Here is a 16,254-nt window from a genome sequence, read left to right as displayed (position 1 = left end):
TGGCTGTTGGCGATAAATGGCGGTGTTTTTGCGCCGCTCCGTGTCGCCCCGCGGACGTTCATACTCCTAGCCGGGTCGGAAGCGCTCGTGTCATGTCGTCCGTCAGCTAGGAAGGTCAGCCGCGACAGCGGACGCCCGCTCCTGAAGAATGGAGAAAATCTCTGGCTGGTAGCGTTGCTGGACCCGGTGATTGATCCCCTTCTTCATCTCCGCGATCAACTTGCTGATTGACTCGGCGTGCCGGAATTTGCCTCCAGCAGCGAAGAAGGCGCGCAACCAAGGTTCCTTCTCCAGGGCATAGCCCCGGTCAGTGAAAGCAAGGATGAGTTGAACAACGGCCGCTTTTCCGTTCCCGGTCGAAAGCCCGTTGTACTGTTCGTTAACCATGCACTTGGCCGCCTCAAGCTGGAAAGCATCGACTGCTCCGACCGTTCCGGTATCCACATTGCGTGCCCCAACACCGTCAAGCCACGTCCGGACCATCTCCGAGGGAGACCAGACAACGACAAAGAGACGTTCAATCCTGTTGGTGGCCACCACTTCCCTGAGTAACTCAAAATCGTCCTTCCCGTGAGGGTGTAGGACCGTGAGCGTTCCGGCGAAGCGATTGTTGTCCTGTGCAAAGTTTCGCAGCTCCGAAATCCCCACGATCCGTTGGGAACCCTTCTCAACGGCGACATAGCTGATGAACTCCGTGTCCGCGCTGTTTGGCTCCCGAAGCCTCTTCAAATCGGATACTGCGAACAGGTATGGGGGCTCACCAAGCCACTCTCGGATAACAGCACTTTGGGGCACCATCGACGTACCACCCTGTGCCCAATCTTCGCGGATCATGTATGCAAGTTCGGTCATGTCCGGATCCTTTCACGCCCCTCCGACATCTAGTCTGTGGAGCAGGCCGGGCGGTTAACTGCCCGAAACAGCCTGGCGCATATTCTCTATCGGCGGACACCCTCCCTGGGGCGGGCTCGTGACACTGTCCCGAAGACTGTAGCCACGTCCCGGAACCCCTCAGTTTTCCCCGTTCTGGCAAGCACCACCAGGCACAGAACGAAGGGCGGTAATAGCCTTGAACACCCAATGATGAACAGGCCAAGGGAGATGGGCAGAAGATCGGTGATCACAGGGAACTCCTATTTGCAGCGTGGGAATAGGTTTTTGCCTAGTGCCGCCGTGAAGAAAGGAATTTGCTGAAGGGTGGCCTTAGGCTCCGATCTCGCTTCGGAAGGGCCCCTTCAGTAGTCACCTTGAGCAATTCAGGTCGCGGGCCTACCACGCTGCTCAGCCCCCTAGGAAGGCCACCGATAAGTAAAGCCGCTCCGGGCCCTAGGTCGGTCTGCCCTAACAGTGCTTTGATCCTGCCATATCTCAGCCGGTTCTGTCAGTACCAGGCCTGGGGTACCGGGCGCCGGGCGCCCGGACGATAGTGACCGCAAACGTGGCACTGCGCCAGTGCAAACGCTTTAGGGCGAATCTCATTAAACGATCCTCGTACGGGCAATCGAACCTGCCGAATCCCTGTGTCTCGAAACCAAAACGCCTCGAATCCCGAGCAGGGGATGGCTGCCTTCTAGTGTGCCCCTCGTTCGAGATCAGCTAGTTCTGCTTCCAGTTGCTGGGTCAGGTTCCGCAAGCGCCGGATGTGCTCTTGCGAGACGCGCCCGGGTTGGTTTGTGACTTGTGCGTCGACATCGAAGACCGTGTTGGGGCTGTGCCAGACGTTGAACCATTCGAGACCATGGCCGAGAGCGTCACGGGTCACGCCCTGGAGCAGGAGCAGTGGTTCGCGGGTGTTGATGTTCAGTTTCCGGGCCAGATCATGATCGGCGGACACTGCCTGTACTTGTCGGGGGCCGCCGGCGGGGTGGTATCCGTGGTCCCTCATCAGGTTCAGGAGTGATGCATTTTCCAGCAGTTCCGCGGAGAAGTGTGGGAAAAAGTCACGGGGAACCCAGGTCCGCATGAAGGCAACGGGCACTTCATCCAGGTAGCGAACCCGTTCGATTCTCCATGTGTTGGTGGTGCCCAGGGCCTCAATGCCCGCCTCTGGTGGGGCGGAGGGCTCCACGGTGAGGACGTGGGTGCGCAGGCGCTGGCCGTGGGCTGCAGCCTGCTCATCCAGCCCGCCGGCGCGCTGCACGTGCCGACGAAGGACTGGCGTTGAGGCTACGACGCTTCCGCGGCCACGCTGGCGGCGAATCAGGCCGAGATCGGACAGGCCGGACAAAGCCTGCCGTACGACGCTGCGGGAGACGCCGAACTGCCGTTGCAGTTCCTCTTCGGTGGGCAGGGAGGAGCCTGGGGTCAGCCCCATGTCGACGATTTGCCGGTGCAGGATGTCCCGGATTTGGGCGTGGAGAGGACCTCCGTCGTCCCGGTTCAGGGGGCTGGTGCGTCCCGCCTGCTCTGCCGCTGTTTCTGCTGATTCCACACTCACGTTGACTCCTCTGCCCTGTGCAAATCTTAGCCCCCACCTTCCTGCCTCCCCGCTGAGCGGTGAGAACAAGCGGCCTTGACGTGACCTACACCACCCATTATTGTACGTATCAAAGGTACGTACAACTTCGGTTCGCGGATCACAGCAGATTCCGTGGAGACGAAGTTCCGAGTCACCTGCTTGAGCCCGCATCGGCGCGTGAGCGAAGTGAAAGTACCTGCAGGTGACAGTCAGATACGTAAGTTTCAAACCCCCACATTGGAGAGTTCCATGCGCGACCCGCGCTCGGTGCGTTGCACCTACTACCTAGAATCCGAAATTGATCCGGCGAAGGCCGCCGCCATCATGGCTGGCGAACAGTCCAGCGGCACCTTCCTGCCGGTGCCGGGCGAATCCGCCCGGATCCGGGAGCGGCACGCGGCCCTGATCTCGGATGTTCAGGAACTCGGCTTTTGCCGCCCCTCCCTGCCATCACGGGCGAACCCGGAAAAGGTCCGCGCCGCGTTGGTAACCGTTGATTTCCCGATGGAGAACGTCGGCACCGACCTGGCAACCCTGCAGACAGCCATCGCGGGCAATCTCTTCGAACTGGGCGACCTGTACGCCTGCCGGCTTCAAGACATCCAGCTGCCTGAGGACTTCATCGCCGCCCATCCAGGTCCGGCCTTCGGTATCGAGGGAACCCGCAAGCTCATCAGCGATGTCCAGGGCGTCATGGTCGGCACCATCGTCAAGCCCAATGTCGGGCTTTCCGAAGATGAATTCCGACTGGTGGTCCGCGACCTGGCGATGGCGTCCATTGACCTGATCAAGGACGATGAGCTCATGACCGACCCGGCGTATCTGCCGTTGGAACGCCGGGTTGCGGTCGCCACCGAGGAGATCCGCGCCGCCGAGCAGGTCACCGGCCACTCGACCATGTATGCCTTCAACATCACCGGCGACCTTGCCGGACTGCGCCGGCGCCACGACCTGGTCGTTGAAGCCGGTGGCCGCTGCGTGATGCTGAACATTCCCGTGATGGGAATGCCCGCCCTGGCCTTACTGCGCAGCTTCGCCGAGGTACCGATCCACGGCCACCGCGCCGGCCTCGCGGCCTCGATGCGGTCCAAGGCCCTGGGCATGGACTACCGGGTCTGGCAGCAGATGGCCCGCCTGGCCGGCGCCGATCACCTGCACGCCAGCGGGCTCGGCAGCAAGTTCTACGAACTCGACGAAGAAGTCGCCTCTAACATTCGCAGCCTGCTCGCGCCTCTCGGACAGACCATTGCACCGCTTCCTGTGTTGTCGTCGGGGCAGAACGTCACCACCCCGGGCCCCACCTTCGACGCGGTGGGTTCCACCGACCTGATGATGCTGGCCGGGGGCGGCGTCGCCGCCCACCCGGACGGACCCGGCGCCGGAGTGCGCAGCCTGCGCCAGGCCTGGGAAGCAGCCGTGGACGGAGTGCCACTGCACAGCGCAGCGGACAAGCTCGCCCAAAGCGGGGACAATGCTCTCCTGCACGCAGTCCAGACATTCGGGAAGGGCGCCTGACATGCCAGCTTTCGGTTTCGTCGCAGACGACCTCACGGGAGCCGCTGACGTCCTCGCCCAAGCCCACCGCTACGGGCTGGAAGCCGCCCTGGTCATCGGCGACGCCCCACTGCCCACGGACACCGACGTCGTCGGGTTCGCCGGCCCGGCCCGCTCCCTGTCCGGAACAGCCTTCGACAACCTGGTCATCAGGGACCTCGCTGGCATCGCCTCACTGAACCTGGAGGTACTGCTCTACAAGGTCTGCTCCACCTTCGATAGCTCCACTACCATCGGGAGCATCGGCCGCGGGATCCAGCTGCTTCACGAGCAGTTCCCGCTGCACGGACCCATCCCGGTAGTCCCGGCCCAACCTGCTTTTGGCCGGTACACCGCGTTCAGCAACCACTACGCAACTTATGCGGGCCAGATCTACCGGCTGGACCGTCACCCGGTCATGTCCCGCCACCCGTCCACCCCTATGGCCGAGGCGGACCTGCGCCAGGTGCTGGCCGAACAGCTCGACGACGCCCAGGTGCCCGGGGCGATCCACCTGCCCGCCTACCAGGACGGCACCTTTAAGGACGGCTGGGCGGAACGGCGCCGGGAACCCGGGGCGAAGGCCTTCGTTGTCGACGCCGTGGACGAACACCACATGGACGCCATCGCAGAAGCCCTCACCCGGGAAGAACACGGTCACGGTCCATCGATCGTCGTCGGATCCGGCGGCATCATGGCAGCATTGGCACGTTCCATCTCGGATCAGGCCCCACGCATACCCGGCACGCAGAAGCCTTCCGGACCGGTGCTGGCCGTCAGCGCCTCGGCCTCCAGCACCACAGCGGAGCAGATCAACGACGCAACCTCCCATGGCTGGGAAGACGTCCCGGTCCCTGCCGAGCTGCTGCAGCGCGATGACCCCGCACTGGTCGCCGCCCTCGATGAGCGCGTCGCGGCCGCCCTCCGGGCAGGGCGCAACGTGGTCGTTCACACCACCCGCGGCGCGTCGGACCCGCGCTACGGCGCGAGCACACCCGTGGACGCCGGCTACGTAGGCACCCTGATTGGCGGCATTGCCGCCCGTATGGCAGATGCCGGGCTAACCCGGGACATCGCCGTCTGTGGTGGGGATACCTCCAGCCACGCACTCATCGCCATGGGCGTGCGCCAACTCCGGGTATCCGACCAGTTCGTCACCGCCGGCCCCATCCTGCGCGCCGACGGAGCCTCCGCCGTCGGCGGATCCCGGCTGCTGCTCAAAGGCGGACAGGTAGGACCCACCGACATCCTGCGCCGTTTCGCCGGCCAGCTCCCCAGCTAACACTCCAGACAATTCCTCCACGCATCACCAGAACCCATGAAAGGCGGCCCCCATGCGGGCAGTAGTTAAGAACGCAGCCGAGCGAGGCGTCACGTACGTCACCGACGCCGGTGACCCCAAGGCAACAGAAGGCTCCGTCGTCATCGAAGTCGGCGCTGCCTCCCTGTGCGGCACCGACCGCGAACTCTACGAATGGACCCCGTCGGCCCAGGCGTTCAACCTCAACCTCCCGGTCACCCTGGGGCATGAAGGCGCAGGAACCATCGTCGAGGTCGGCCCTGGTGTTACCGGGCTGCAGGTCGGCGACCAGGTCGCCCTGGAAAGCCACCTCACCTGCGGACAGTGCTTCCCCTGCCGTACCGGCGACGCCCACACCTGTGAACGCACCGGCATCCTGGGCATGCACATTGATGGCGTTTTCGCCGAATACGCCGCCGTTCCCCAGGACATCTGCGTCAAGCTGCCCACCGGCCTCTCCCTCGAATCGGGCGCCCTGCTCGAAGCAGCGGGCGTCGCCGTCCACGCCATCCAGCGTGCCAACTACTCCGTCGCGGGCCGGGCAGTGCTCGTCAGCGGCGCAGGGCCGGTCGGGCTCGTCGTCGTGAACCTGGCCCTGCTCATGGGCGCCTCCCACGTCATCGCCGTCGACCCCAACCCCTACCGCCGGGCCCAGGCCGAAAGGCTTGGCGCGATCGCCCTGCACCCCAATGACGGCATCGTTGAGCGCTGCCGCGAGCTCACCGGGCGCCGTGGTGGCTTCGACGTCGCCTTCGAGTGCTCCGGAGCACCCGGAACTTTGGCCACTCTCTTCGAAGCGGTCCGCCGGGAAGCGACCGTCATCACCGTCGGGCACCCCAGCCGCCCCGCTGAGGTCGACATCGCCGCCTACATCAACAAAAAGGGCATCACCCTGCGCGGGATCTTTGGTCGCCGGCTCTGGGAAACCTGGGAACAGAGCCTTCTGCTCCTCGATTCCGGCAAGCTCGAGCTCGACTGGCTCATCACCCACCGCAAGAAGCTCAGCGAGATTGACGAAGCCGTCGAACTTCTCACCGGCGACGCCTGCAAAGTCTTGCTCATCCCTGGCCTCGGCTAACCCCACAAACAAGGGAACTGACGGTCCGAACCGCAGTCCCAAACCACTCAGCTATTCAACAGGAGAAATCAATGTCGATTCCCATCAAGAAAGCCCTTGAAAAAGTCCCCGGCGGCATGATGCTGGTGCCCCTTGGCATCGGTGCCGTCATCCACACCTTGGCCCCGGACGCCGGTAAGTTCTTTGGATCCTTCACGGGGGCCTTCTTCACAGGCCTGGCGCCGCTGCTGGCCGTGTTCTTTGTCTGCCTCGGCGCGACGCTCGAAGTGAAATCCACGCCCTACATCCTCAAAAAGGGCGGCGTCCTCCTCGGTTCCAAAATCCTCTTCGCCGTCCTCATCGGCGTCATCGCCGGACGCTTCCTCGGTGAAGCGCCCATCGAACACGGAATCCTCGCCGGCCTTTCAACCCTCGCGCTCGTCGCAGCCCTGAACGACACCAATGGCGGGCTCTACATCTCACTTATGGGCCAGTTCGGCCGCAAGCGCGACGCCGGGGCCTACTCCATCCTGTCTCTGGAATCCGGCCCCTTCCTGACCATGGTCACCCTCGGCATCGCCGGCCTCGCAGCATTCCCCTGGCAGGCACTCGTCGGCGCCATCCTCCCACTGGCACTGGGCATGCTCCTCGGAAACCTCGATAAGAACATGCGGCACCTCCTGGCTCCACTGGTCCCCGCAATGGTGCCGTTCCTGGGCCTGTCCCTCGGCCTGACCATCAACCTCAACGCCGTCGTCGAAGCCGGACTGCTCGGCATCGCCCTCGGACTGTTCGTGGTCTTCGTCGGCGGCGCCGTGCTGCTCCTCGCCGACAAACTCACCGGCGGTGACGGCGTAGCAGGCCTTGCCGCAGCAACCACAGCCGGCAACGCCGCGCTGGTTCCCGCCATCATCGCCACAGCCAACCCTGTCTACGCCCCCGCAGCAGAACACGCCACCGTCCTCGTGGCAGCCTCGGTCGTCGTCTCCGCCGTGCTCTGCCCCATCGTCACCTCAGCATGGGCCAAAAGGGTCCAGAAAAAGGCCGGCCCTCAGGACAGCGAAGACAACGCCGTCGAGGAGGCGCCGGCCCCCAAACATGCAGACAGCACCCCGGAACTGACCTAGCAGTAAACAAAAAGAAGGAGCGGGGCGTGCACAATGTACGCCCCGCTCCTTACTATCCGCAGCCGGCTAAGAGATACCTCCAGTCAAGGCGGAAGTCCGTCGCGAAAGGCCCCGCTGAAGTTCAGCATCAGGCGGAAAGCCAGTCATGAAAGGAACAACAATGAGTGCGCAACCACAAATGGCGGATTTCCCCACGCTTCCAGCCGGAGCCCGCCCACTGAGCTATTACAACTGGATCCACCTCAACCCCGGCGACAGAATCATCGTCAAACGAAGCGGATTCGCACCCGAACAAGGCACCGTGGACGAAGTCAGCGAAGATGCCAGCTACTTCTGGGTCTGGATCGACGGCCAAAGCCGAATCCTGATCTTTCACGGCGACGGATCTGCCATTCACAAGGTCCTTCCCTAGCCTTCGGCCCGGCAGACGGTCATCCCTGCGACGCACCCAAGAAAGCGAACCAGTATTCCACTGGCCGACTACGCCGCCCCACTCCGGAGGAAGATGACTTCTTCGGAAACGTCTGGCGGCGGTTCCGCCAAAACGGCAACGTGTGCTAGGAGAACGGTTCGCCAGGCATCCAGACTCCGGTGTTCCGTCTTGAAAAACAACAGCTTTTCAAGACACTGTTCGGGGTGTCGGGCGGAGCCAGCGGTGGACTGAGAAACCGGGGCTGGCTGATGTCGCGGAAACACGTCTCACCGTAAATCGTCTCAGTGCACGCCCGTGATGGGCTTTTTGAGTCAGAATGGCCTGATGAGGCAATTGGGCTACACACGGGTTAGTACTTCGAACCAGGATGCCCAGCTGCAGCTCGACGCTCTGCTCTCCGTCGGCGTGCAAAAGCGCGACGTTTTCGCCGACGTAACCTCGGGAAGTAAGACGGCGATCGAACGGCCCGGGATGAAGAGGCTCCTCGAGTACGCCGAGGACGGCGACACCGTCGTTGTGTGGCGGGTCGATCGGCTGGGCCGGTCATTGATCGACGTGCTGAACACCGTGAACCTGCTCCGCGAACGCGGCGTCCAGGTCCGATCCATCTCAGACGGTATCGACCCGGCGACCTCGACGGGCCGGCTGATGCTGAACATGCTCGCCACTTTGGCCGAGTATGAGCGCGAGCTGATCGTCGAGCGGGTCAATGCCGGCATCGCCGCCGCCAGACAGAACGGAACGCGCTTTGGCCGCCCACTGACGGATCCGGTTGTCATTGCGGACAAGCTGGCGATCGCGCAGGACGCCCGGGCGAAGGGACGCACCGCGGAAGACGCGGCCCGTCTCGTTGGATGGAGCCGTGCCACTCTCTACCGCCACCAGCAAGCCCTCGCCGCCCGCGAGAGCACCAGAACGTAGGCAATCCTGAACGGCGATGAGCGCTGGAAAGTCCTTCGACTCTACGTCGAGGACCAGATCCCGCTTGCCGCCCTCGCCCGCGAAACCGGGATCAGCACCCGCACTCTTCAACGCTGGCTCCGGCTCTACCGAACTGGTGGCGGGAGCGCTCTTGACCTGCATCCGCGCGCCGATGCCGGCACGCGGCGCATAGACCCAGGAATGGTTAGGTTTATCGAAGGACTCGCGCTGACCAGACCGCGCCCGAGTATCGCAACGTTGCACCGACTTACGGCGGCCGAAGCGGGCAGACGAGGCGCCCAGGCGCCGAGTTACTCCGTCGTCCGCAAGATCGTCCAGGCACTGGACCCCGCCCTGGTGACCCTGGCTCTCGAAGGTCCCGCATCTTACCGGGACCGGCATGAACTTGTCCTTCGCCGCCGCGCCGACCGCCCAAACCAAATCTGGCAAGCGGACCACACCCAACTCGACATCCTCATCAACGGCGCCACCGGCAAACCCGACCGGCCTTGGCTGACGACAGTGATGGACGATTACTCCCGGGCGCTCTGCGGCTACACCGTCTTCACCGGTGCGCCCTCAGCGCTCAACACAGCCCTCGCCCTCCGGCAGGCCATCTGGCGCAAGAGTGATCCCAGCTGGGCAATGTGCGGACTGCCCGACATCCTGCACGTGGACCACGGCTCCGACTTCACGAGCCACCACCTTGAACACACTGCCATCGAGCTGCACATCCGCATCATCCATTCGACCATCGCCCGGCCGCAAGGCCGGGGAAAAATCGAGCGGTTCTTCGGGACCATCAACACCGAAGTTCTTCCCACCCTCCCCGGACATCTGGGGCCGGGGAACAGAAAACCACAGCCGGCACTCGATCTCCCCGGACTGGATCGCGCCATCGGAGGCTTCGTCGCCGTCTACAACGACCGGCCCCACAGTGAGATCGGTATCTCACCACGGGATGCTTGGGTCGCCGACGGCTGGCTTCCCCGGATGCCCGAAAGTCTGGAGGACCTCGACGGACTCCTGCTGACAGTTCCAAAGAACCGAACTGTGCAACGCGACGGCATCCACTTTCAAGGCCAGCGCTACCTCTCACCCACGCTGGCGCCCTTCGTGGGGCAAACCGTCACCATCCGCTACGACCCCCGGGACGTCTCCGAAATCCGCGTCTACGACCACGACACCTTCGTTTGCGTCGCGGTTGATGAAGACCACCCCAACCTTCGTCTGAGTCTGCGGGACATCGAGGCTGCACGCAGAGCGCGCCGGAAAGAACTGCGCCGCACCATCAACGACCGCATTCCCACAATCACCAGCCGTGAAGAACCGCACATCACTGAACCAGTACGGCGCCGGCGCCGACTTCGCACCTACGAAGAGGACGAATGATGAACACCACCTTCATCGTCACGAAAGAACACCGACGCTTCACCGAGTTCGCCAATGCAGTCCGAAAAGAACGAACAATAGGGATCTGCCACGGAGATGCCGGAGTGGGTAAAACACTCTCCGCGCGTCGCTATGCCAATTGGGATGACCTGGAGCCTTACATCACCGAATGGGGACCACGCGGCGACCAGGACGAAAAGCACTACACCCTTGCCAACCGCTCCCGCACCGTTTTCTACACCCCAGACGTACTCTGCCGTCCTAAAAACCTCATGGATGACATCCACCGATACCAGGTGAGAATCGGCTCGTGCATCGACGAACACCTGCACAAACTCGATGCCGCACCACGCTCGATGAACAGAGTCACCGAGCTAGTGGATCTGCTCATCATCGACGAAGCCGAACGCCTCAACGCCACAGCCCTTGAGCTTCTCCGTGACAACCACGACCGAACCCACCTACCGATGATCCTCATCGGTATGCCTGGCATCGACCAACGATTCCGGCACTATCCCCAGCTTTACAGCCGTCTTGGCTTCTCCCACCGATACCGCGCCCTAGGCAGAGACGAGCTCCTCTTTGTTCTGGATCGACATTGGAAACGGCTCGGCCGGACCCTCGACCCGGATGACTTCACCGATGCCCAGGCAATTGCAGCCGTAGAGCGCATCACCCGAGGCAACTTCCGTCTCCTCGAACGGCTATTCCCCCAGATCACCCGCGTCCTCAAGATCAACCAGCTCGAAACCATCACCGACGACGTCGTGGAAGCAGCGGCCAGCATCCTCGTTATCGGGAACTAGCGACACAGAGCGAAAACAGAACGCCGCCACCTATCGGACAAGTCCACAGCCAGGGTTCGGTTAAGTGCAGCTGCGGTTCAATATCGGTCGTTTTTGACAAGGCCTGACCGTTCCGTTGCTGCAGTTGCTCGCCAGGCCACGAGCAAGCAGAACGATCTGGGAACCCCGGCAAGTACAACCGCAACGCCGCTATTACAGTGTCCGAGCAGTGGCTGGCCATTAGGGCCAAGTAAGACAGTGGCGTCTGGAATAATTATGTCCAGACAGATTTAATTCCGGCGGAGCCTCTCCCGCAGGGCTTCGTCCAGTAAGTCTGTAATGGTGATGCCGTATCTCATCGAGTAGGCATCCAATTCATCGCGAAGGCCAATCTCAATCTTTGATGAGAAGGGTTCCATGCGGCGCTTACTCCTCGGTCTTCCTGGACCCGGACGCCTCGGTTCGAGGCCAGTTGTGGGTGCCGGTTCCTCTTGGACTTGTGCGTTCGCAGCGGTGGCCTGGGTAGCCTCCCCCGGTTCCACAGTTACAGTTCGCTTCTCCGCGGATGTCAGAACGTCCACAACGTCGGCGGCTGGTGCTTTGCGGATTGATGATTTGCGATCCAAAGCCATGATTAATTCACCCCGTCCAGGTAGCGTGCATGCGCAACAAATTTTTCGGTCATGATCGCCGCTCCCCGGCCGGCTAGCTTCGTGAGTGGCGAGCGTGTACTGACGGAGTCCTGCATCGCCGTTCGGAGAGGAAGATGAGGCTCTCTTACGTCTGTGCCGTAGGTATCCTCAAGCTCTCCTATTTGGAAGGAGTGTTCGGAAGTGAGGGGTGAACTCGTCTTATTGATGATGATGCCCAGGAATTCCAGCTGAGGATTCAAGTGCGGAAGTGACCTGACCTTCTTCACTGTGTCGAGGAACTCCGTCACGCCCTTCACAGAGAACGCTGCTGGTTCAGTGACGGCAAGTACACGATCCGCCCAAATGAGTCCGTTCAACGTCAGTCGCCCGAGGGCCGGTGGAAGATCTATGAGGATATGGTCGTATTGTTGAAGCTCGTCCGCCCCATATGCTGCAGTCTTGAGCCGCATCTCGGGCGTCAAGAGAGCTTCCGACTCAAGTCGTGCCAGGGACTCAGAACTTGGGATCAGATCAATACCCGGCCATGTAGTTTGGGTGATGGCTTGCCCGAGTGTCCCAGCTTCTCCCCCGTACAGCACATCGAACACGTCAAACTCTCCAGCCCCTTCAAGTGCTTCCGTGACGTTCGATTGAGGGTCGAGGTCGATTACCAGCACGCGCTTTCCAATTAGACGCAGGCCTGTAGCAAGCCCCAGTGTCACTGACGTCTTGCCCACGCCGCCCTTGCGGTTCCCTATAGCCGTAACTCTCATACTGGCCCTCCAAAGCCTGCCGGGTATTGATGAAGATCAGTCAATACATCCTTCATTCAATCATTCGATCCAGACATCAATCTATCAAGCAATCAATACATCTCGCAATCCATCAATACATCGATCAATCTTTCTGTCATGACATAATTATTTACTAACAGATTATCGCTTCGCCCAGCGGTACATGGCGTGAGAGTCGTTGGGTAGTTAGCCATCCGACTTCAGGGCAAGCGACCAGTTCGCCCCATTGCGGCACAGCTTCCCGGGTGGAGGCAGAGGTGCACATGGCTTGAGTGGCATCTATCAATCTTTCTGTCATGACATAATTATTTATTAACAGATTATCGCTTCGCCCAACGGGACATGGCGTGAAAGTCGTTGGGTAGTTAGCCATCCGGCTCCTGGGCAAGCGACCAGTTCGCCCCAATTGCGGCACAGCTTCCCGGACTGAGGCAGAGGTGCACATGGCTTGAGTGGCATCTATCAATCTTTCTGTCATGACATAATTATTTAATGGTAGTTGCATCAACTACTCCTGAGTTTCTAAGGGGCTCTAGGCCGAGGCGTTAGTTGCGGCGCTTGCGGGCGAACAAGTAACAGCACGGAGTAATCCGCGGCAAGCTGTAGCTCCTGGGCCCGTAGAATGGGGGATCGTCAACAAAACCTGACAGATAGGACGCCGCATGGAATGGGATCTAGGAGACGGATTCCACTGCGGACGACTTGGAGTCCTTTTAAACGATGGTCGGTTGGGGTCCAGCCACCAACATGACGGGACGATCAGCGTCCAAGGAATCACTGGCCGACATAAACGAGACCCGCGCAGGCCGGGCTATGAATTGGTGGTGGAAAGCGCAGCTGCAGGTTGGCAAGGTAGCTGCGAATGCGGCTGGACTGGTAGACAGTGGCAACGTGTCCTTGGCGCGGGCAGTACCGACATGGCGAGATACCGAGCAAAAGCACTGATCGGATCACCAGCTATACCGCCCTTATCGGTAGAAGAATCCATCATGAGCGAATGGCAGAAACACGTACAGACCTGGGCACTGCAGATGGCGGCTCGCAGTTATGACCGGGCAGCTGCCCGTCTTGACGAGGCTGTTGACGCTGCACGAGACTCTGGTCTGACATGGGCCGATATAGGCGCAGAAACTGGAATGTCACGCCAAGCAGCACATCAACGATGGAACCGATCGAGGTAATCCTCCTCAGAGGGAGCTACACGACCTTTACAAACAAACGGCGTTGTCTCACATTTGCTAACCGTCTCGTCGTCCCGCACCTGTGATCCTCCCGCTCAGGGTCACATCGCTCTGGTGAACGCCATATCAGCGAGGGTCCATTCGTCAGGTGGTCCTTCATAGGCTTCCCAAGGGTAATCCTCAGTGGGGGATAGCAGTTCCGCTACCGTATTCACATTTTTCGAAAGCCACTCCCGCCAGATGACCCGCTCAATGCGGTACCTCTGTAGCTGGCCGGCAACAGACTCGAGAACTCCAAAGTATTCAGCAAGTTCGTGGAGGGACGTCGAAGCGATGACTGTCCAGGATCTTCCACCATTCCTTGACACCATGTTCCAGGCTGCCAGGGTCTCCAGACTTTCGCTCACGGCCGTTCTGGACATTTTTGTCTGACGCACCAACTCCGTGGTGGTCAAACCGGGAGTGCGCTCCAGTGCTTCGTAAACAAATGCTGCAGGCAGGCCCAGTTCCCTGAAGACGGGTCTGAGCGCATGCATCTTCCCCTTTCGCCAGGACAAATCTTCGGCACCTGGCCGAAGGCCTTCAGGAATTGTCAACATGTATAAGTCGCCCTTGGTCCCTCGGCCGCGCTCCACCAAGGTCACTAGAGGATCCTTTTCAGAACGCAGAGCCCGCAGGTGGGAGCCCACGGTTGTGTGGTCAAGACCTGTCGCAACTGCAATTGAACGATCACCGAACTCAACAAAACGAGAAGCGGTCATGTGAGCGGCTGCTCCGAGAGCTCTTAGGACCATCCGCCGAGCCAGACCGGTGCGGGAGCTAGCGTAGGCGGGCTCCCTTAGTCGCAGCGCGTTTTCCCAAGTCCGCAGGTAGCGGTGCTCGCTGGCGGCATCTAGGTTAGACGCGGTTCCTAGTCGGGGCTGTGTATTTGGCTGGCTTGTGGGGGATCTACGTGCATTGTTATTCCGTTCACTGTTGGTCTGGTTTTTTCGTAGGTAGGTGATCGCGTTTTTCCAGTCCCGCTTAAGAGAGGGAAGTCTGTGGCTGGAGGGGTAGCGGGCATAGAAAGACGCGAGCCCGGGCCAAACACCCTGAAGGACCCGCCGTTCTACATCGATGAGTTTCATGCCAGCAGCGGCCGCAGCGGTCAGGACAGCCTGGCGTGCCTCTGAATCTGATGCGTACCGGTTTGCGTCGTATAGGCCCGATAGCGCCATCTGCTGCATGGGCCTGGACATTCGCCCGGCCGCTTGCGGTACTTCATAGGCTTCGTCGTCTGCCGACAGTGGGTCCTCCAGTCTCAGCCCTCGTACGCCAGCGATTTCGTCCTTTAGGTCTGCGCGAATTCTTGCCCATATTTGTTCCTTGTTTGGGCGTTTTGCAACGTCGTAGGCCATGCTGAGGCTCATGGAGAGTTCCTGGTAGCCGCCACGCTTGTGGGGTGACCCAGGGGTCCGCATACAACCGTGAAGCATGTTCTGGTGCGGCGTCTTGTCCAATGTGCGGTAACGGGTGCCTAATGCCTCGACAACATCTCGTGCTTCAGAAAAGGCAATCCGTTTTTCCAGTGGTATGTATACGTGTCGTCCGCCATTGGGCGACTGATCTTCAATCCACCGAGCCCCACAGTTGTGCAGCCATGTTTGAAGAGACTTCACGTCGGCTTCCACCCAGTCGATGCCCGCAATCGACGAGTCGAAGTCAAGGAAAATGGCGGAGCAGCTGCCGTCTTTGCCGAAGATCCGGACGGCCGCAGGAAAAGTGGGGAGGGTCTCAGTCAGGGCACGTTCGTGCTTCTGGGGATAGGTCTTACCACCGTCCCGGGAGAGGCGGATGCGGGGTTGACCTGCGAGAAGAGGCGTCAGCGCAGCCCACGCCTGAGCGGCGTTGGAGGTCTGGGATGGCTCCTGAGACACGCCAGTAGCGTCGGCTGCTGGCAGCAAGAGAGCGTGCTGTTGTACGATGATTTTGTTCCTGTTCAGGGAATGACGAAGGGCCGATCCTGCCAGATCGGTTTTGTTGCACAAATGAAGGCCTGTCAAGGACTTCCATACGATTTACGATCTGTCTGCCGGCAAGCTATCCGGATCGTGAATCTTCAGCTTCGAAGGCCCGCTTATGGCGGGCCTTCCTTGTATCTATGAGGCCATACGGATCGGGAGTTCATCCTGCTGAGTGAACTGACCAAGCAAGGCCAAATCTTCGCGCAAGGATCGGTCGACTGCAGAGGCAACATAGTCGGTGACAGTCATGCCTTTTGCGGCGGCGATCATGTGAACGTCCTCCGCGGTCTTGGCCGGCGTGCGGAAGCCAATGTATTTGCGGAGGCCCTTGCTGGGGCGACCGCCTCCACGATTGATTACTGCGCTCATTTGTCAGGTCCTTTGAATCTCGCACAACCAGGGGTTGTAGCTGGTTCATCGTTGGTGCCACGTACAGTCGATCGGATTTCTGTTTACAGCTATCGACTGAATCGAACCTAGCACCGCGCAGAGTCCCATCTAGGGATTTGTTTACAGAAAACGGCTCCGCGTGTCGCCCTCTAGGATCCTGCCGATTCTGGGCGCAGATGCTCCCTGCGTACCCGCTGGTCGCTACAGATGGTCTGGCAGCAGCATTGGCGGAGTCGGTAAGTGCGGGT

Annotated in this window: 14 protein-coding genes; 8 read left to right on the top strand and 6 right to left on the bottom strand. The window is 60.8% G+C overall.

The annotated features are described in order from the left end of the window. Positions 1 to 102: 102 nt before the first annotated feature. The gene (locus AR689_RS22035) at positions 103 to 852 is read right to left on the bottom strand and encodes a hypothetical protein (RefSeq protein ID WP_062073636.1); all 750 of its coding nucleotides are present in this window, start codon (positions 850 to 852) and stop codon (positions 103 to 105) included. A 718-nt stretch (positions 853 to 1,570) separates the two neighbouring features. Then, positions 1,571 to 2,437, bottom strand: a complete 867-nt coding sequence (locus AR689_RS22030) for a GntR family transcriptional regulator (RefSeq protein ID WP_231745630.1) — start codon at positions 2,435 to 2,437, stop codon at positions 1,571 to 1,573. Positions 2,438 to 2,707: 270 nt separating this feature from the next. Between AR689_RS22030 and AR689_RS22025 the strand changes: the two genes are divergently transcribed. From AR689_RS22025 to AR689_RS21990, 8 genes are all read left to right on the top strand, one after another. Further along, positions 2,708 to 3,973 carry a RuBisCO large subunit C-terminal-like domain-containing protein gene (locus tag AR689_RS22025; RefSeq protein ID WP_062073632.1) on the top strand — a complete coding sequence of 422 codons (1,266 nt, stop codon included), beginning with the start codon at positions 2,708 to 2,710 and terminating at the stop codon, positions 3,971 to 3,973. Position 3,974: 1 nt separating this feature from the next. Next, complete coding sequence (locus AR689_RS22020) at positions 3,975 to 5,273, top strand: four-carbon acid sugar kinase family protein (RefSeq protein WP_062073630.1); 1,299 nt, start codon at positions 3,975 to 3,977, stop codon at positions 5,271 to 5,273. 52 nt (positions 5,274 to 5,325) lie between these two features. Then, positions 5,326 to 6,369, top strand: coding sequence for a zinc-dependent alcohol dehydrogenase (locus AR689_RS22015; protein WP_062073628.1), 1,044 nt, complete (start codon positions 5,326 to 5,328; stop codon positions 6,367 to 6,369). Between the two features lie 71 nt (positions 6,370 to 6,440). Beyond that, positions 6,441 to 7,475, top strand: coding sequence for a 2-keto-3-deoxygluconate permease (locus AR689_RS22010; RefSeq protein ID WP_062073626.1), 1,035 nt, complete (start codon positions 6,441 to 6,443; stop codon positions 7,473 to 7,475). A 160-nt stretch (positions 7,476 to 7,635) separates the two neighbouring features. Next, the gene (locus AR689_RS22005; protein ID WP_223934366.1) at positions 7,636 to 7,887 is read left to right on the top strand and encodes a hypothetical protein; all 252 of its coding nucleotides are present in this window, start codon (positions 7,636 to 7,638) and stop codon (positions 7,885 to 7,887) included. Between the two features lie 345 nt (positions 7,888 to 8,232). Next, entirely contained in the window at positions 8,233 to 8,829 is a 597-nt protein-coding gene (locus AR689_RS22000) for a recombinase family protein (RefSeq protein ID WP_062073623.1), read from the top strand. A gap of 3 nt (positions 8,830 to 8,832) precedes the next feature. Then, positions 8,833 to 10,221: a TnsB C-terminal domain-containing protein gene (locus AR689_RS21995; protein ID WP_502686032.1), complete on the top strand. Its 1,389-nt coding sequence runs from the start codon at positions 8,833 to 8,835 to the stop codon at positions 10,219 to 10,221. Next, complete coding sequence (locus tag AR689_RS21990) at positions 10,221 to 11,027, top strand: AAA family ATPase (RefSeq protein ID WP_062073944.1); 807 nt, start codon at positions 10,221 to 10,223, stop codon at positions 11,025 to 11,027. Before AR689_RS21995 ends, AR689_RS21990 begins: the two co-directional genes overlap by 1 nt. 269 nt (positions 11,028 to 11,296) lie before the next feature. Here the strand turns inward: AR689_RS21990 and AR689_RS23705 are convergent, their stop codons facing one another. From AR689_RS23705 to AR689_RS21970, 4 genes are all read right to left on the bottom strand, one after another. Beyond that, on the bottom strand, positions 11,297 to 11,425 hold the full coding sequence (locus AR689_RS23705; protein ID WP_286158890.1) for a hypothetical protein: 129 nt from the start codon (positions 11,423 to 11,425) through the stop codon (positions 11,297 to 11,299). Positions 11,426 to 11,640: 215 nt separating this feature from the next. After that, positions 11,641 to 12,411: a ParA family protein gene (locus tag AR689_RS21980; RefSeq protein WP_062073616.1), complete on the bottom strand. Its 771-nt coding sequence runs from the start codon at positions 12,409 to 12,411 to the stop codon at positions 11,641 to 11,643. A gap of 1,303 nt (positions 12,412 to 13,714) precedes the next feature. Continuing rightward, entirely contained in the window at positions 13,715 to 15,640 is a 1,926-nt protein-coding gene (locus AR689_RS21975; RefSeq protein WP_082698205.1) for a MarR family transcriptional regulator, read from the bottom strand. 111 nt (positions 15,641 to 15,751) lie between these two features. Beyond that, positions 15,752 to 15,985 carry a hypothetical protein gene (locus AR689_RS21970; protein WP_018779737.1) on the bottom strand — a complete coding sequence of 78 codons (234 nt, stop codon included), beginning with the start codon at positions 15,983 to 15,985 and terminating at the stop codon, positions 15,752 to 15,754. Positions 15,986 to 16,254 lie beyond the last annotated feature (269 nt).

The organism is Arthrobacter sp. EpRS71, assembly GCF_001512285.1.
Taxonomy (GTDB): domain Bacteria; phylum Actinomycetota; class Actinomycetes; order Actinomycetales; family Micrococcaceae; genus Arthrobacter.
This window is presented reverse-complemented; position numbering and strand designations above follow the sequence as displayed.